Genomic DNA, 15,476 nt, shown 5'->3' with positions numbered 1-15,476 from the left:
TGCCCACCACATGTCAGTGTCCGCAGCACCCAGAGCTGTCCCCGGGAAAGCCCAACAGAAGTCGGCTGGCGAGGAGTTTGTCAGGCCGAGGGCTCGGCAGCCGACGCGTCCTGGGTGGCAGGTGCGGCGGTTTCCGGGGCGGTGTAGTAGACGGATGCGCCTTGCTTGGTGCGCTGGGCATGGGTCTTGGCCACCAGCCCTTCGAGGGTGGTGCGCACGACGGTGGTCTTGATGGTGCGCTCGGGATGCTGCTGCGCCAGGGCGGTGGTGATCTCGGCTGCGGAGCGCGGTTCCTTCTGGTCGGCCAGGTGTCCGCGGACGAGCTCGACGAGCGTGGGCGTGGTGGACGAGGTGGCAGGCGTCTTGGCAGGGGCCTTCTTGCCGGCCCGCTTTCGGGCGGGGACGGCGGTCTTTTCGGACTGCTTCCGCTTGTCTGCGGCCCTGGCAGTGGGCTGCTGCTTCGTGCGCGGAGCCGGCACAGGCGTGACGGGTTCGGCTGCAGGCGCGGGGGAGACGCCGAGGGCCTGCTGGATGCTCACCAGCACGGTGTTGTCATGCCGCAGAGCGGCCAACTGGGCCTGGAGCCCATCGATTTCAGCGCTGAGGCGTTCCTGCTCCTTGAGGTTGCGTTCAAGGTCCTCGGCGACCTGCGCGCTGTACTGCGAGGTCAACTCGCTGGTGGCTGTCGGGGTTTCGGACATGATGCTCACACCCTTCCTGAGTGCCGCCGCCGCTGTGTGGGCGTGGCCGTGGCGTATGCGAAATCTAATGTGTGTGTTCTTCTGCCTGCTGCTGTGCGCGCCCTGGCAGTTACGGTCGCACAGCCGAGTGTGAGGGATGGCGCGGAGAACATGAGCGTTGTTCTTTGGTGCCTGGTTGAAATCCCACTGACCGCACCATGGTGTGGTCAGCCAGTGGAGCTGGGCGTGATGGCAACAGCACCACGGGACGGCGCAGCCGGCTGCCAGTGCACCTCGTCGGTGTCCCGGTGGTGACGCCACCAGGACAGGGTGCGCGTGGCGACCAGCCGGTCAAGGAGTTCTGAGGTCTGCTGGGGTGAGTGCCCGCACAGCCGGGCGATAGTGGCCAGGTCGGGGGCAGGGCCGGCCGCAGTGGTGTACGCCGCCAGGGCCAGGGCGGTCAGGTGTTCTGCCGGTGTTGCCGCGGCCGGTGCTGCAAGCGGGTCGGGGTGCAGGGCCCAGTGGGCGGCACGTCGGCGTGTGCGGCGGCTGACGGCATGGTCGAGGAGTGTGGCATCCCGCAATTGCACCGCTACCGGCGTCGATTTGAGGTCGGGCAGATGCAGCCAGTGGGCCTGGGCCAACTCCTGCCACAGTTCTGTACGACCGCACAGCCGCACGCTCCGCAGCAGCCCGTGCGGGACCCGCAGGCGCCCGTGGGCGTCCGCGCGGAGGGTGCATTGCAGGGCGAGCAGCCGGGCGCCGGGGGAGGTGAACCTGGGCAGCGCGGTGGCCAGGTAGGCGAGCATCTCCCGTACCCGCAGCCGTTCATCGGATGTCGACGGCTCTTTCAGGGGTGCGGGGGCCACCGCGCAGATGGAACGCCGTGACTGGCGTGGGCCAGGGACCGTGTCCGGCACGATGGCCGTGTGGCTGGTCGCGGCCGCGCAGGCGGCGCAGGCGTCGGCCAGCCGCCATGCGCGGCCGCCGCGGTCGCGGGTGAGCGCGAGCAGCACGGGGCCGCCGCAGCCGCGGTGACGCGGATGCCAGGAGCACCCTCGCTCCCGGCACTGACAGATCCGCAGATGCCCGGGCAGGACATCGGTGCTGGCATGACAGGCCAGATGCGCCAAGGCGGCCGACCGCGCGGACACAGCGCCGAGGGGAGGGGTGCGTGGGGTGCAACGCGTGCAGACAAGACGCGGGGCCCCCGCCCGGGAGCGCAGTTCCACGGTCCAGATGCGCCGCACTGCGATGTGCCCACCGGTAAGCCTCATCGGCGGGTTGCCCTCCTGTCGTTCATTGCCGCCGTGGCCGGTGCGTTCCAGCGAAAGGCACCTGGACGGGCGCACGGACGTGCAGATTCCCAAACCGTAAACGGCACCCTCTCGCAGAAACCGAAAGTGCAGAAATTCGCACTGACAGTGTGGGTGGCGGGACCGTCGGATAGTCGGGTGTCGATCTTTCAGCCCGATCCGGACCTCACCGCCCTGCGTGTAACGCTGGCGCGTCTGAGGAACGACCGCGGCTGGACCTTCGACGAACTCGCCGCCCGCAGCGGCCTGGCCCGGCGTACCGTCATCGACCTCGAACACGGCCGCGGCGCCGGCAACATCACCACCTGGCACGCCCTCGCGCACGCCTTCGACGTCCCCATCGGGGAACTGCTCGGTGCCCTGTGTGACAACCACACCCCGCCCGGCACGCAGGACGCCTGAGGTCCGAGAGCCTCACCGTGCACGGCACCGTAAAATCACCCGAACGGCGAGTCCTGCTAGAACATATGGCAGCCCGTCAGCTCGAATGTTCGGTTAGACAGGGCCGTCCGGAGGACCCGGAAGCCGCCACATGCACCACCGGTGCGTATCGCCTGGCACGGTCCCGCCATGTACCCCAGTCACACCCCCGCCAGCCGCCACGGGGACGGCAGCCCGCGCACGGCGTACCCGCGCCGCACCCTCCATGTGGCCGCACACAGCCCAAGCCGCCTGCTGCGCCACGGCCAAAGCGGCTTCTGCCGCAGATGCGGCCACCGCATCGACATCTACCCTCGCTCCGACCAGCGGCCCATCGCCCTCCACCCCACCGAACTCACCATCCAGAGCATCCCCTCGACCTGCCGCTGGCACCTGAGCAGTGGTATCGCCCACCCCCACGACGACGGCAGCGACTGGTGCCGCATCCCGCACGCTGTACTCTGCCCGGCCATCGCCCCCACCTGCCGGATCAGCCCGCCCCTGGACGCCCTGCGTCGCCAACTCGCCGTCCGCACCCGCCGCCTGATCGACGCCGGCCGTCTCACCCCCAGCACACCGGCTACCGACGCACCACCTGCCGCCCCCGACCACCCCACCCGCCCGGTCGTGAACATGCTGCTGGGCCGCTACCTCGCTGACGGCCCCCTCGTACACATCCGCTGCGTCGCCCAGACCCGCCACCGGAAGCGATGCTCCCAGCCCGTGCTGGACCCCGACAGCCCGGCCGGAACCTGGAGACTGCTGCCCATCAGCCCCGCCCGCCGCCGACTGCCCCACCCCGACACCCTGATGGCCGTCTACGACCTCGGACTCTTGCCCCACACCGAACAGCGGCGCTGGCGCACCCAACGCTGCCCGGCCCACGCCGTCCTCACCTCAGCCGCGGACCTCGCCGTGACCACCTGGCGGATCTTCGACCCGCTCCGGCACACAGCTCACATCCACACCCGCCTGCCGCACCCCGCGACCAGCCGACGCCTGCAGGGATGACCATGCCGCTCCACGCCCTGGAAGTCACCCTCACCCGCCCCCTCTCCCCGGCAGCCCTGCACCACGCCGCCCGCATGCTCCCGCTCGCCTCGAACCACGACGCCACCCGACTTATCACCCTCATGCCCGCCAAGACCCCCCGCCGCGCGCTACGCCGAGTGCGCCACCGGCTCGGCGCACGGCTGCCCATCGACGTGATTACCACGCACTACCCGGACGCCGACCGCCAGGTGCTGCTCAATGTGGCCTTCCCGGCCGCCGTACACGCATCTCTCAAGACCCAGGCCCGACACGCCGCCCAGACGCCCGAGCGCTTCCTGGAACTGGCCCTGCACCGGGCCTTGGCCGAACACGCCGACCAGGAGACTGACCGTCTCGACCGGGTCGTGAGCCAACTGCTCACCCACACCAGCCCGGCCTACCTTCTGTCCGCCGTCGGGCACGCGCTCACCCGACTCCCCGAAAGCGTCACCCGATGAAACCTACCGACGAACAGACGGCCGCCGCCGACGCCTTCCACGCCGGCGGCCACGTGGCCCTGCAGGCGGGTGCCGGCACCGGCAAGACCACCACCCTCTCCTTGCTCGCGCACAGCACTAACCGACGCGGCCGCTACCTCGCCTACAACCGGGCCATCGCTCAGGACGCCTGCACCCGCTTCCCCGGCACCGTCCAGTGCAAGACCGCCCACGCGCTCGCATACGCCGGCGTCGGCCACCGTTACACCCGCCGCCTGAATGCACCCCGCCGCCCGGCCTGGCAGACCGGTCAGGCCCTCGGCCTGACCAAACACCTTCGCATCGGCGAGCGGGAGGTGACGCAAAAGGCTCTCTCCAACGCCACCCTGCGTACCGTCACCCGCTTCTGCCACACCGCCGACGAGGCCATCACCCGCCACCACGTGCCCCGTCTGCGTGGTCTGGAAGACAACGACCTCCACGCCCAACTCGCCGCCCACATCGTGCCGTACGCGTGCAAAGCCTGGGCCGATCTGCAGCATCCGGACGCCGGCGCTGTCCGCTTCGAGCACGACCACTACCTGAAGATCTGGGCCCTCACCCAGCCGCGCATCCAGGCGGACTTCCTGCTGCTGGACGAGGCCCAGGACACCAACCCCGTCGTCGAACAGATCTTTCTCGCCCAGCGGGATCACGCCCAACTGGTCATGGTCGGTGACTCCGCCCAGGCCATCTACCACTGGCGCGGCGCCAAAGATGTCATGACCGGCTTCGACGGCACGCAACTGGCTCTGTCGCAGTCCTTCCGGTTCGGCCCCGCCCTTGCCCACGAGGCCAACCGCTGGCTGCATCTGGCAGAGGCTCCCATCCGCCTCACCGGAACTTCCACCGTGCCCACCGAACTCGGCCCTGTCACCCAGCCGGACGCCGTACTGTGCCGCACCAACGTCGGCGCCATGGCCCAGGTCATGGCTCTCATTGCCGCCGGACACAGCGTCGCCCTGGCCGGGGGAGGAGACAGCCTGCAGGCGCTGGCTCTTGCAGCACGCGATCTGAAGGAAGGCCGCCGCACCCACCACCCCGAACTGGTTCTCTTCCCCTGCTGGGGCGACCTGCAGGACTACGCCGCTCATGACCCGGCCGGAAGGGACCTGCAGCCCTTGGTCAACCTCGTCGACACCCACGGCACCGACGCCATCCTGACAGCCGTCGCCCGCCTCGCGCCCGAACCGCACGCCCAGGTCACCGTCTCCACTGCCCACAAGGCGAAAGGACGCGAATGGGCCTGCGTGCTCATCGCAGACGACTTCGCCCGCCCCAACGACAGCACCGCTGACGAACAGACAGGCGCCACAAGGCCACCCGACCCCATCGACGACGCCGAAGCCCGCCTGGCCTACGTAGCTGTCACCCGCACCCGCCAGCGACTGGACCTGGGCGGCCTGTCCTGGATCCACGACCACCCCGACGGCTCCCCATGCAGGTGACGCGAGTCCGACGCGAGAGCCTCTGAGTGACAGTTTCAGGAGGCTTCGTGGATGTGGGCATGGCGTTCCCAGTGCACTCGCAGGCGCCGGAACGCTATGCACCAGATGGGAATCTCCTGTTCAGCTCATCCGCTTCCTCAGCAGGACATGAACGGGCCCTCAGCAGCTTCAACGCCAGAGCGGGGCGAGGCAGCCGCGATCGCCCGGCACCCTGAGCCCCCCGGGTGCCCAGGGTGCCCCGTGGCCGGCGCTCCGAACTTCGTGCTCGCCGCCATCCAGCGCATTGACAACTCCATTGCCCTGCACGGCGCCGCAGGCTGTTGCGCCTTCACCACCTTCCATCGCCTCTGCTCCAAAGCACCGCAGATGGCACCTCCCGCCTGTTGTGATCCAGCGGTTTCAACGGCAGCCGACCACAGCCGATGGTCCAACGCGGCTCTGGCCGCGGCAGCCAAGACAGTGTTCTCCGGCAACCCGTGGAGATGGCCCTTCCTGCGGCTGCACGACGGTCCTGTCGGTGGGCGGCGAACGGCGTCGAGGCGCCGGGGACTTGAGCGTCCATCCTCGCAGCCAACGGCCGTCGGAGACAGGACAGTTGTATGAATGAACTCGCTCGACGGCGTCCGCCGCGCGGGTGGGACGCCATCAGAAACGAGTCCCTACCCGTCCCTGCACAAGCATTGATGAAGCCTTTTATCGGGAAAACCACCCGCATCTGCCATCGCAGTGGTTACGGTCTGGCCGTATGAGGTTCCTGCACACCTCGGACTGGCATCTCGGCCGCCGGTTCCACGGGGAAGATCTGACCGATATTCAGCGCAAGGTCATTGACCACATCTGCGCCACAGCCCGCGCCGAACACGTCGACGCGCTGCTGATCGCGGGCGACATCTACGACCGGGCCATTCCCAGCCTGGACGCGGTACGGCTGTTCAGCCACGCTCTGGAGCAGCTCGCCGACCTCGGCATCCCCACGATCGTGATCAGCGGGAACCACGACTCCGCGCACCGCCTCGGTGTCGGCGCGGGTCTGCTGTCCAGGGCCGGAGTCCACCTGCGCACCAACCCCGCCCAGACCGGTACCCCGGTCCTGCTCGCCGACGACCACGGGCCCGTCGCCGTCTACGGCGTGCCTTACCTCGAACCCAGTCTGGCCCGTGCCCAGTTGGACACCGAGGAGGCCTCCCACAAGGCGGTCCTGACCTCTGCCCTGGGCCGGATCCGCGCCGATCTCGCCGACCGCCCAGCCGACACCCGCTCTGTCGTCCTGGCCCATGCTTTCGTTACCGGCGCGGCCGGCTGCGACAGCGAACGCGACATCGCAGTCGGCGGCGTCGACCACGCTCCGGCCGGTGTCTTCGACGGCATCGACTATGTCGCCCTCGGGCACCTGCACGGCGCGCAAAGGGTCAACAGCCGTATCCACTACAGCGGTTCACCGCTGGCCTACTCCTTCTCCGAGACCGGCCACACCAAGTCCCTGACCCTCGTCGACCTGCCTGCCCACGCCGAGCCCACCGTCACCCGCACCAACCTGCCTGACGCGCTACGGCTGCCGCTGGCCCGCCTGGCCGGCCCCATCGAGGACCTGCTGAGCGATCCGGCCCACGATCACCTCGCCGAGGCATGGCTGGACGTCACCCTCACCGACACCGCCCGCCCCTACGAGGCGATGGCACGCCTCCGACAGCGCTTCCCCCACACCCTGCACCTGGCGCACACGCCACCCGTCATCCCCGGCCAGGCCACCGACACCCCCACCTACCGCGAGCGGCTGCACGGTCGAGGCGATCTCGACATCACCCATGACTTCATCGCCGCCGTCCGGGGCACCAAGCCCACCCAGGACGAGGCCGACCTCCTGCAGGAAGCCGTCGACGAGCTGCGCGCCCGCGCCCAGGAGAAGGAAACAGTCTGACCATGCGCCTGCACACCCTGCACCTGCAGGCCTTCGGTCCCTTCGCCGGCCAGCACACCATCGACTTCGACTCCCTGTCCGCCGACGGCACCTTCCTCCTGTACGGCGACACCGGAGCCGGCAAGAGCACCGTGTTCGCCGCCATCTGCTTCGCCCTCTACGGCAAGCCGCCGGGCGAGCGCAACCAACGCCTGCGCAGCGACCACGCTCCGGCCGACCTGCTGACAGAAGTGACCCTGGATGTCACCCTCGCCGGCAAACGCCTGCGCATCCGCCGCATCCCCGCACAGCACAGGCCCAAGCGCCACGGCGAGGGCACCACCCTGCAAAAAGCCGAGACCTACCTGAGTGAATGGGCGCACGAAGCCGGAACTTCAGGTGGCTGGGAGCCGCTCGGCAAGTCCCACCAGGAAGCCGGAGCCGAGGTCGAGCTGCTGCTGGGTATGAGCCGCCAGCAGTTCTGCCAGGTCGTCCTGCTGCCGCAGAACGAGTTCACCAAATTCCTGCGCGCCGACGCCCTGGACCGCAAGGACCTCCTCGGCCGGCTCTTCGGCACCGGCCGCTTCGCCTCCATCGAGGAATGGCTGGCCAGCCGCAAAAGCACCGTCGCCAAGACCCGCGACGAAGCCCGCGCCGACGTCCTGCGGCTGGCCGAACGCATCCAGCAGGCCGCCGGCGACGACCTCAACCCCGGCTTGGGCGCCCCACGCCCCGACGTCCCCGCCACCCTGACCGAACCCGCCCGCACCTGGGCCGCCGCCCTGCACACCGCAGCAGCCCACCACCACAAGACGGCGGCCGCGGACGCCGAGACCGCCCACAGTGAACTTGGCACCTTCCGAGACCAGGAACGCGCCGTACGCGAACTCGCCGCCCGCCAAACCGTCCACCGCACCGCCCGCCACGGCCTCGACCTCCTCGACGAGCAAGCCGACCATCACCACGAGCTGACCCAGCGGCGCCAGCTCGCCCTGACCGCGCAGAAACTGGCCCCCCTGCTGCACGCCGCAGCCACCGCCGCCACCCAGCACACCCGCGCCCAGGACGAGGAACACGCCGCCCGCACCCTGCTTTCCGCCGAGCACCGCGCCCTGGATGTCCAGCAGTTGACCGCCACTTCACAGCAGCTGCGCGCCGACATCGGCGCCCTGCGCGCCCTCCTGCCCGACGAGGCCACCCTCCAGCAGCACACCGCCCGCCTGCAGAAGCTGGACACCGAACGCCGCCAGCGCGAGGAGGACCTGGCCGAGGCCGAATCCTGGCTGGCCGACGCTCCCACCCGCCGCAGTGACCTCCTCACCCGCCGCGAACAGGCCCGCACCGCGCAGGACGAGGGCCGGGAACTGGGCGTCACTCTCACCCAGCTCACCGGCCGCCTGGAGGCCGCCCGCCGCCGTGACACCTGCGAGAAAGCGGTCCGCGACACCGAAGACCGCCTGAACACCCTCCGAGCGGCCACCGCGGAAGCAGGTCTGGCCTACCTCGGCATCCGCCGACGGCGCACCGACGGCATGGCCGCCGAACTCGCGGGCGGCCTCAACGATGGCGAACCCTGCCCCGTCTGCGGCTCACCCGTCCACCCCGCCCCCGCGGCCCCCCATCCGGACCAGCCCACGGCCGCCGACGAACAACAAGCCGAAGAGCACTACACCCACGCACAGCAACAGCAGAAGACCATCGAGGACACGCTGCGCGAACTCGGCGAGCAGGCGGCCACCGCCCGCGGCCAGGCCGGCGGAGACACACCGACTGCGGACCTCACCGCCGACCACGAAAACCTCAAGCGGCGCCTGGCCGAGGCCCTCGAACATGCCTCCGACGCCGGCCCTGCCGACGAACAACTTCAGGTATTGGAAAACGAGTTCACCGAAACGGAACAGGTACGCGCCGACACAGCAGCCCGGCTGGCCGCCGCCCACACCGCCTACGACAGCCTCGACGCCCAACGTCACTCCCTCGACCAACGCCTGGCCGCCGCCCGCGCCGACGCTCCCACACTCACCGACCGCATCACCCAGCTCACCGACACGGCCGGCCGCCTCGAAACCGCCGCCACGCGCGCCGCCGACGCCACCCGCATCGGCGAAGAACACCATCAGGCCGCCCGCATCGCGACCGATGCCTCCCGCACGGCCGGCTTCGCCTCCGCCGACGCAGCAGCGCAGGCCCTCCTGTCCGACTCCGAACTCCACACCCTCGACGACGAAATCAACCAGTGGCGCCAGCAGCGCGCCGTGCTGACCGCTCGGCTCGAAGAGCCCGACCTCACGACAGCCGCCGCCCAGCCGCCCGCCGACGTCGACGAAGCCACTGCCCACCTCGAGGCCGCCACCACCCGCCACACCCGCGCCGCCGCCCTCGCCGAACAGGCCGCCGACCGCACCCGCGCCCTCGCCGACCTCACCACCCAGCTCGACACCCTCACCCAGCGCCTTCAGCCCCTCGAGGACGCCTACCGCACCGTCGACCACCTGCACGGCCTGATCAACGGCACCTCGCTCAGCAACCAGCTGCGCATGCAGTTGGAGGCTTACGTCCTGGCCGCCCGCCTCGAAGACGTCGTGGCCGCCGCCAACACCCGCCTGCTGCGCATGTCCGACCACCGCTACACCCTCGCCCACTCCGACGCCCGGGCCGCCCGCGGCGCCCGCTCCGGCCTCGGCCTGAAAATCCTCGATGCCTGGACCGGCCGCGAACGCGACACCGACACCCTCTCCGGCGGCGAGTCCTTCTTCGCCTCCCTGGCCCTGGCCCTGGGCCTGGCCGACATCGTCACCGCCGAAGCCGGCGGCCGCGCCCTGGACACCCTCTTCATCGACGAAGGCTTCGGCACCCTCGACGAAGACACCCTCCATCAGGTCCTCGACGTCCTGGACACCCTGCGCGCCCACGACCGCACCGTCGGCCTCATCAGCCATGTCCCCGAACTGCGCCGTCGCATCACCCACCGCCTGCACGTCCGCAAGCACACCACCGGCTCCACCCTCGCCCAGCTGACCGCCGCCGCCGAGTAGCACGGCCGCATCCTGCCTCGTCAGCGATGCAGGCGGCAGGTCAGGGCGGAGTGCCCTGCCGCCTGCGCACCCAGTGCGGATCCCGCACCGGTGCCGGAGAGCGTTCGGGCTCGGCCAGGTCCATGTCCGACACCTGCATCATCCGGTCGAACAGCCAGATGAGTCGCGGATAGCGCAACGCCGCGAACGCAAGGGCGTACTCGGACAGGAAACGCACGGACAGCGGATCGTGCTCGCGGTCCAGGGAGAGGGCGGCCAGCAGAAGAAGGCAGCACCACGCGGTGCCCTGCAGCAGACTGCGCCAGCTGCGCCTCAGCTGGCCTTGATGCTGCCGGCGCACAGCACGCAGCCGCTCCCCGTTGGCCGCAGTGTAGATGGAGATGGCAATAGCGCTCAGACCACCGATCGCCGACACCACTCCAGCTGCCGCCGCGTACAGGTCCGTGCGCTGGGAGGAGTCGATCCACTGCAGCCAGTCTCCGGACCCTGTCAGCCGGATGACGAGAATGTGGATGCCGACTGCTGTTGCCGCAGCGAGATGGTCGATCCACAGGCGTTCCGCCCAGGCGTCCTCGATCCGCGTTCGTGCGCCCACGCGTCCCCCCGTCGTCGCCCCGGCTCATTGCTCCAATGCGTCAACCGCCAGCTGCAGTGCGTCCTGGTGCTCTACCGCTGCTGACAGGATGGCATCCACCGCTGACACGATCCGGATGGAGTTACCCTCAGCGTCCGTTGCCGGCACCCGCTTCTTGGCGGTGATGCTGTGTTCGACCAGCTCGACGAGTTGGCTGCGCTCGGGGCCGTCCGGCTCGGAATAGACCAGCCGCGCCCGGGCCCGTTCAGCGCCCGAGACGATGTCGGAGATTTCGTCGAGGTCGGCGAGCAGCCGTTCCCGGTGCTCAGCGAGCTGCTTGCCCCGCGGCACGGTAATGATCATCGTCACGCTGATCTCGCCGTAGGCGTCGACGGCCGTCCGCAGGGTGCGCGCCAGCCCGCCCCGCCGGTTGCCTTCGTGTAGCGCCCCCATCTTGTTGGCCATGACCTTCACTTCGACGCTGCTGGCGCCTGAGGCGGCCTTGAGCCGCTCATACTCGGCGTAGGCGACGACCGGTCGCACCTCAAACTGGGTGCCGGGGAACATCTGGATGCCGTTCAGCCACGCCTGGAGGCCCTTCTGGCTGGGAGCCGAGCGAGCCCCCTGCATGATCCCCACGATGTTCCCGAACGGAAGGAAACACACCACGGACGTGTCCAGGTAACCCTCGTGCGCACTCTGCTCCAGCTCACGCAGGTCACCGGTGTCCCAGTTCATGACGGACAGCCACTCCCCGCCGTCCTTGACTCGGTGCAGCAGCAGATGATCCTGCATGTTGTACGTGGCGATGGTGCCGACCAGTTGCGCGTCGCCGTTGATCGTACGGCCCGCGATCGGCACCCGGGACACGTCCGCCAGGGCTCCGTCCCAGTCCATCTGGCGAGCTCGACTCGCCTGGCCGTCTGCGACCGTGACGATCTCGTAGAACCCGATGGTGCGCTCTTTCATGTGGCCTAACGTGGCCAAGGCTGACCCCCTGAGATGCTCACCGGCAGGCAGCGGCTGCTCCAACGGCCGCTCACCCCACATGACTTACCGTGACGAGCGTAAGCTTTACATCGCAACCGGACAGGACAAAGCCGTGTTTTCGCCTTCCCGTCCGGAAACCGCGCCGAGGCCGCCCCAGCGATCTCCCTCTGCCCGGAACTGCTCCAGACCGAGGGCAGCCACCGCTCGAGGCCCGCACACCAGCACCTGAATCTGCAGCTTCCCAAAGCGGCCGTTTCTGACGTCGGCCAGTGGAACAATGACCGCACATGCGGCCAACAAGCCCTGAGGCCCACACCCCGCCCCGAACCGGAGTGGCACTGCATGGCTCCTGCCGACCTTGAACTGAGGCCCCACCAAAAAGAGGCCGTCGGTGCCGCTGTCCGAACTCTGCGCACCCACCCCAGAACCAGCGTGATCGCGGCCTGCGGAACAGGCAAAACGGTCATCGCCGCTCGCACGGCACACCGCCTCACACCACGTGGCCGGGTCATGGTCGTCGTACCGACACTCGACCTACTGGCCCAGACCGCATCCGTCTGGCGGCTCGCAGGCCGAACAGGGCGGTCGATCGCCGTCTGCTCAGCCCGCCAGGCGCTCGAACACGACCCGGTTTCCGGCGACACACCGATGACAACGTCACCGGGAGAACTGGCGGCCCACCTCACTCTTGCATCTCCCGGCCCGGTCACCGTCTACGCCACCTACGCCTCCCTGCCCACAGTGGTCGCCGCCCACCGCGACCACCACCTGCCCACCTGGGACCTGGTGGTCATCGACGAGGCCCACCGCACCGCCGGCCGCCTCGGCAAAGCCTGGGCCGCCGTCCACCACGACGACCAGGTCCCCGCCGACCGCCGCCTCTACCTCACCGCCACGCCCCGTGTCTGGGACCCGGATGAAGACCGGGACGGGGACACGGAGACCGTGGCGTCCATGGACGACGAGAGCATCTTCGGGCCCGTCTCCTACCGGTTGACCCTCTCCGACGCCATCGATCTCGGCCTGCTCGCCGACTACCAGATCCTCGTCCCCGTCGTCACCGACGAAGACCTGCGTGACTGGCTCGCCACCGGGCCGGGCGCCGGCGTCGACGGACTGCGCCTGGCCGGCCGCCAGGTCGCCGCCCTGCGCGCCATCCACGACCACCGGCTGCGTCGCATCCTCACCTTCCACCACCGCGTCGCCGACGCCCGCGCGTTTGCCACCACCCTGGCCGACACCGCCGCCACCCTCCCCGCTGAGCTGCAGCCCTCCGACCTGTGGGCGGACTGGATCAGCGGCAACCACGCCCCTCGGGTCCGCCGCCGCCTGCTGCTCGAGTTCGCCTCCCACACCGACCCCGACACCCCCGCCGTGCTCTCCAACGCCCGCGTGCTGGGGGAGGGCATCGACGTCCCCGCCATCGACGCTGTCGTCTTCGCCGACCCCAAGAACAGCCCCGTCGACACCGTCCAGGCTGTCGGCCGCGCCCTGCGCCAAAACCCCGGTGCCGGCAAGAAGGCCACCCTCGTCGTCCCCGTCTACCTCACCCCCGGTGAAGACCCCGACGACCTCCTCGGCGCCGACGCCTACACCCCTCTGTGGCGCACCATCCAGGCCCTGCGCGCCCACGACGACCGCCTCGAGGCACGCCTGGCCGACCCTCGCACCCACCGCCCCACCATGGCTGCCCACGACCCCGAGGCATGGCTGCGCTTCGACCGCCCCACCCAGGCCGAGGAAGTCGCCCTCGCCCTCTCCCTACGGGTCCTGGCACCCAAGAGCGCCGAATGGCGCCGCGGCCTCAAAGCCGCCCGCCACTACCACCGCACCCACCACCATCTCGACGTCCCCCAAGCCTACGAAGACACCACCAATTACCCCTTGGGCCGCTGGCTGACCTGGCAACGCCACCTCCACACCACCGGCGTCCTCGACCCGGCTCGCACTCAGGCCCTGGAACGCCTCGACATCATCTGGGACCCCCGCCGGCAGGCCTTCGACCGTGGCCTCGCCCACGCCACCGCCTACGCCGCCCGCCACGGCCACCTCGCCGCCCCTGTCGACGAGATCCACGACGGCTTCCCCCTCGGCCGCTGGCTGGCAACCCAGCGCACCCGCGCCCATCACCTCACCTCCCAGCGCACCGCCGCCCTCACTGCTCTGGACCGATGGTGGAATCCCCCCTGGCCCACAACCTGGCAGCGCGCCTACCACGCCGCCCGTCTCGAACTCGAGCAGACCGAGAACGCCGCGCGAGCGGGGGAGTGGCTAAAGGCCCAGCACATCCAGACCAGCCGTCTCCACCCCGAACAGCACAAACTCCTCAAGGAACTCGGCAGCGGCCGGCTAGACACCACGGCCACCTCGACGTCCAGCATCCAGATGCCAGCACGAGAGCGGGCCTTCCAGCGCGGGCTGGCCGCCGCACGAGCCTTCCAGGGCAGGGAAGGACACCTCGACGTCCCGCAACGGCACATCGAGAATCTCGGGGACGAACCCGTGCGGCTGGGGCAGTGGCTGAGCAATCTGCGCCGGCGTCGCTCCCGTCTCAGTCCGCAGCGTCAGGCGATGCTCACCGAACTCGGCCTATAACCGTTGCACCGTCGCGCGCCCACAACTCCGAGAAAAACGCCGTACCGCAACAGCGTGCGACGCGCCATCCCTTACTGTCCGCATGCGGCGAGGGCACTACGGCTGGCGGTGGCTCAGAGCACCGTTCCACAGGGCCCGACGGATCCGCAGAACCTCCGCGCGAGCGGAGCGGAGATCCGCAGCCTGATGCGCATGGCAAGCCAGGCGTTCGCGGAGTACGAACGCCTCGACATCGACTCGACGACCTGCAGACCCGGCTGCGGGAAGCCGAGTTGCAGCTGGAGCACCTCGCGATCACCCGCCAGACCGTCACTGGCCTCGCCGACCGGCTCCCTGCCGTCGCGCCGGACCTGCCCGAGCACCCGGACTACCCCCGTATCCTCGCTGTCTTCAACCACGCGACCGGGCCGCTACGGGCCAAGGACGTCTGTGAAGCCCTTGGCCACGAACTGCTGCCGAGGAACGTCGAAGGCACCCGCGCCAAGCTGAAACGCCTGGTCAAACTCGGGATCCTCACCAAGGCCGACACCGGTAACTTCGCCAGGAAGCAATAGCCGACGGAACCCCTCACCAGCGACCTTGCCCTAACCTCAGCCAGCAACGGATATCACCCACGAACCGCCCCCTCAGAGCAAGGTACGCAGTTCACGGGCGGCGTCGGTGGCGTCGAGCAGGCGGGTGCCGTCCGGGAGCAGAACCAGCTGGCCTGAAGCGGTAGCCCGTGCCGCGATCCCCGCCCGCTCCCAGATGAGGACGATCTGCAGGATGACCGCCTGGTAGGCGTGGTGGGCGTCGCTTCCCCGAGGCTTCCCGAACCGGCCGTACAGCTCTTGGTCCACCCGGTTCCGGGCCTGCTTATGTCCCAGCCCGACGCCTGTGAACACCACTACGAACGTACTCGCGGCGAGAGCGACGATCTCCTCACCGAGCAACGCCTCGACACCGGCACCCGAACTCTCGATCATGACCGGCACGTTACCAATCCGCACGCCTCCACCGCGGGTAAAAGTGAT

12 protein-coding genes and 1 pseudogene are annotated in these 15,476 nt (G+C 69.5%); 8 read left to right on the top strand and 5 right to left on the bottom strand.

The features are described from left to right. Positions 1 to 80: 80 nt before the first annotated feature. Both ACLZOT_RS29925 and ACLZOT_RS29920 read right to left on the bottom strand, forming a co-directional pair. The gene (locus ACLZOT_RS29925) at positions 81 to 701 is read right to left on the bottom strand and encodes a hypothetical protein (protein ID WP_416972282.1); all 621 of its coding nucleotides are present in this window, start codon (positions 699 to 701) and stop codon (positions 81 to 83) included. A gap of 206 nt (positions 702 to 907) precedes the next feature. Beyond that, positions 908 to 1,834 (bottom strand): hypothetical protein, encoded by a 927-nt coding sequence (locus ACLZOT_RS29920; protein WP_416972239.1) that lies wholly within the window; start codon positions 1,832 to 1,834, stop codon positions 908 to 910. A 300-nt stretch (positions 1,835 to 2,134) separates the two neighbouring features. Between ACLZOT_RS29920 and ACLZOT_RS29915 the strand changes: the two genes are divergently transcribed. The 6 genes from ACLZOT_RS29915 to ACLZOT_RS29890 all read left to right on the top strand — a co-directional run bounded on the left by ACLZOT_RS29915 (position 2,135) and on the right by ACLZOT_RS29890 (position 10,304). Beyond that, the gene (locus tag ACLZOT_RS29915) at positions 2,135 to 2,398 is read left to right on the top strand and encodes a helix-turn-helix transcriptional regulator (protein WP_416972238.1); all 264 of its coding nucleotides are present in this window, start codon (positions 2,135 to 2,137) and stop codon (positions 2,396 to 2,398) included. Positions 2,399 to 2,566: 168 nt separating this feature from the next. Beyond that, complete coding sequence (locus ACLZOT_RS29910) at positions 2,567 to 3,427, top strand: DUF6083 domain-containing protein (RefSeq protein ID WP_416972237.1); 861 nt, start codon at positions 2,567 to 2,569, stop codon at positions 3,425 to 3,427. Continuing rightward, positions 3,424 to 3,906: a hypothetical protein gene (locus ACLZOT_RS29905; RefSeq protein WP_416972236.1), complete on the top strand. Its 483-nt coding sequence runs from the start codon at positions 3,424 to 3,426 to the stop codon at positions 3,904 to 3,906. The genes ACLZOT_RS29910 and ACLZOT_RS29905 overlap by 4 nt, the downstream gene beginning before the upstream one ends. After that, on the top strand, positions 3,903 to 5,372 hold the full coding sequence (locus ACLZOT_RS29900) for a UvrD-helicase domain-containing protein (protein ID WP_416972235.1): 1,470 nt from the start codon (positions 3,903 to 3,905) through the stop codon (positions 5,370 to 5,372). The genes ACLZOT_RS29905 and ACLZOT_RS29900 overlap by 4 nt, the downstream gene beginning before the upstream one ends. Before the next feature lie 745 nt (positions 5,373 to 6,117). Continuing rightward, positions 6,118 to 7,290: an exonuclease SbcCD subunit D gene (locus tag ACLZOT_RS29895; RefSeq protein ID WP_416972234.1), complete on the top strand. Its 1,173-nt coding sequence runs from the start codon at positions 6,118 to 6,120 to the stop codon at positions 7,288 to 7,290. Between the two features lie 2 nt (positions 7,291 to 7,292). Further along, complete coding sequence (locus ACLZOT_RS29890; protein WP_416972233.1) at positions 7,293 to 10,304, top strand: AAA family ATPase; 3,012 nt, start codon at positions 7,293 to 7,295, stop codon at positions 10,302 to 10,304. A gap of 40 nt (positions 10,305 to 10,344) precedes the next feature. On the opposite strand, the gene ACLZOT_RS29885 is transcribed toward ACLZOT_RS29890, so the two are convergent. Together ACLZOT_RS29885 and ACLZOT_RS29880 are read right to left on the bottom strand one after the other, a co-directional pair. Then, positions 10,345 to 10,899, bottom strand: a complete 555-nt coding sequence (locus ACLZOT_RS29885; protein WP_416972232.1) for a hypothetical protein — start codon at positions 10,897 to 10,899, stop codon at positions 10,345 to 10,347. Between the two features lie 24 nt (positions 10,900 to 10,923). After that, the gene (locus ACLZOT_RS29880) at positions 10,924 to 11,847 is read right to left on the bottom strand and encodes a hypothetical protein (protein ID WP_416972231.1); all 924 of its coding nucleotides are present in this window, start codon (positions 11,845 to 11,847) and stop codon (positions 10,924 to 10,926) included. 363 nt (positions 11,848 to 12,210) lie between these two features. Between ACLZOT_RS29880 and ACLZOT_RS29875 the strand changes: the two genes are divergently transcribed. Then, positions 12,211 to 14,463 (top strand): Helicase associated domain protein, encoded by a 2,253-nt coding sequence (locus ACLZOT_RS29875; protein ID WP_416972230.1) that lies wholly within the window; start codon positions 12,211 to 12,213, stop codon positions 14,461 to 14,463. 227 nt (positions 14,464 to 14,690) lie between these two features. Then, positions 14,691 to 15,017 (top strand): annotated as a pseudogene (locus ACLZOT_RS29870) (hypothetical protein); the annotation flags it as partial. A 72-nt stretch (positions 15,018 to 15,089) separates the two neighbouring features. Here the strand turns inward: ACLZOT_RS29870 and ACLZOT_RS29865 are convergent. Next, positions 15,090 to 15,428, bottom strand: coding sequence for a hypothetical protein (locus ACLZOT_RS29865; protein ID WP_416972229.1), 339 nt, complete (start codon positions 15,426 to 15,428; stop codon positions 15,090 to 15,092). Between the last annotated feature and the right edge of the window lie 48 nt (positions 15,429 to 15,476).

The organism is Streptomyces sp. 4F14 (assembly GCF_048159485.1).
GTDB lineage: Bacteria > Actinomycetota > Actinomycetes > Streptomycetales > Streptomycetaceae > Streptomyces.
This window is presented reverse-complemented; position numbering and strand designations above follow the sequence as displayed.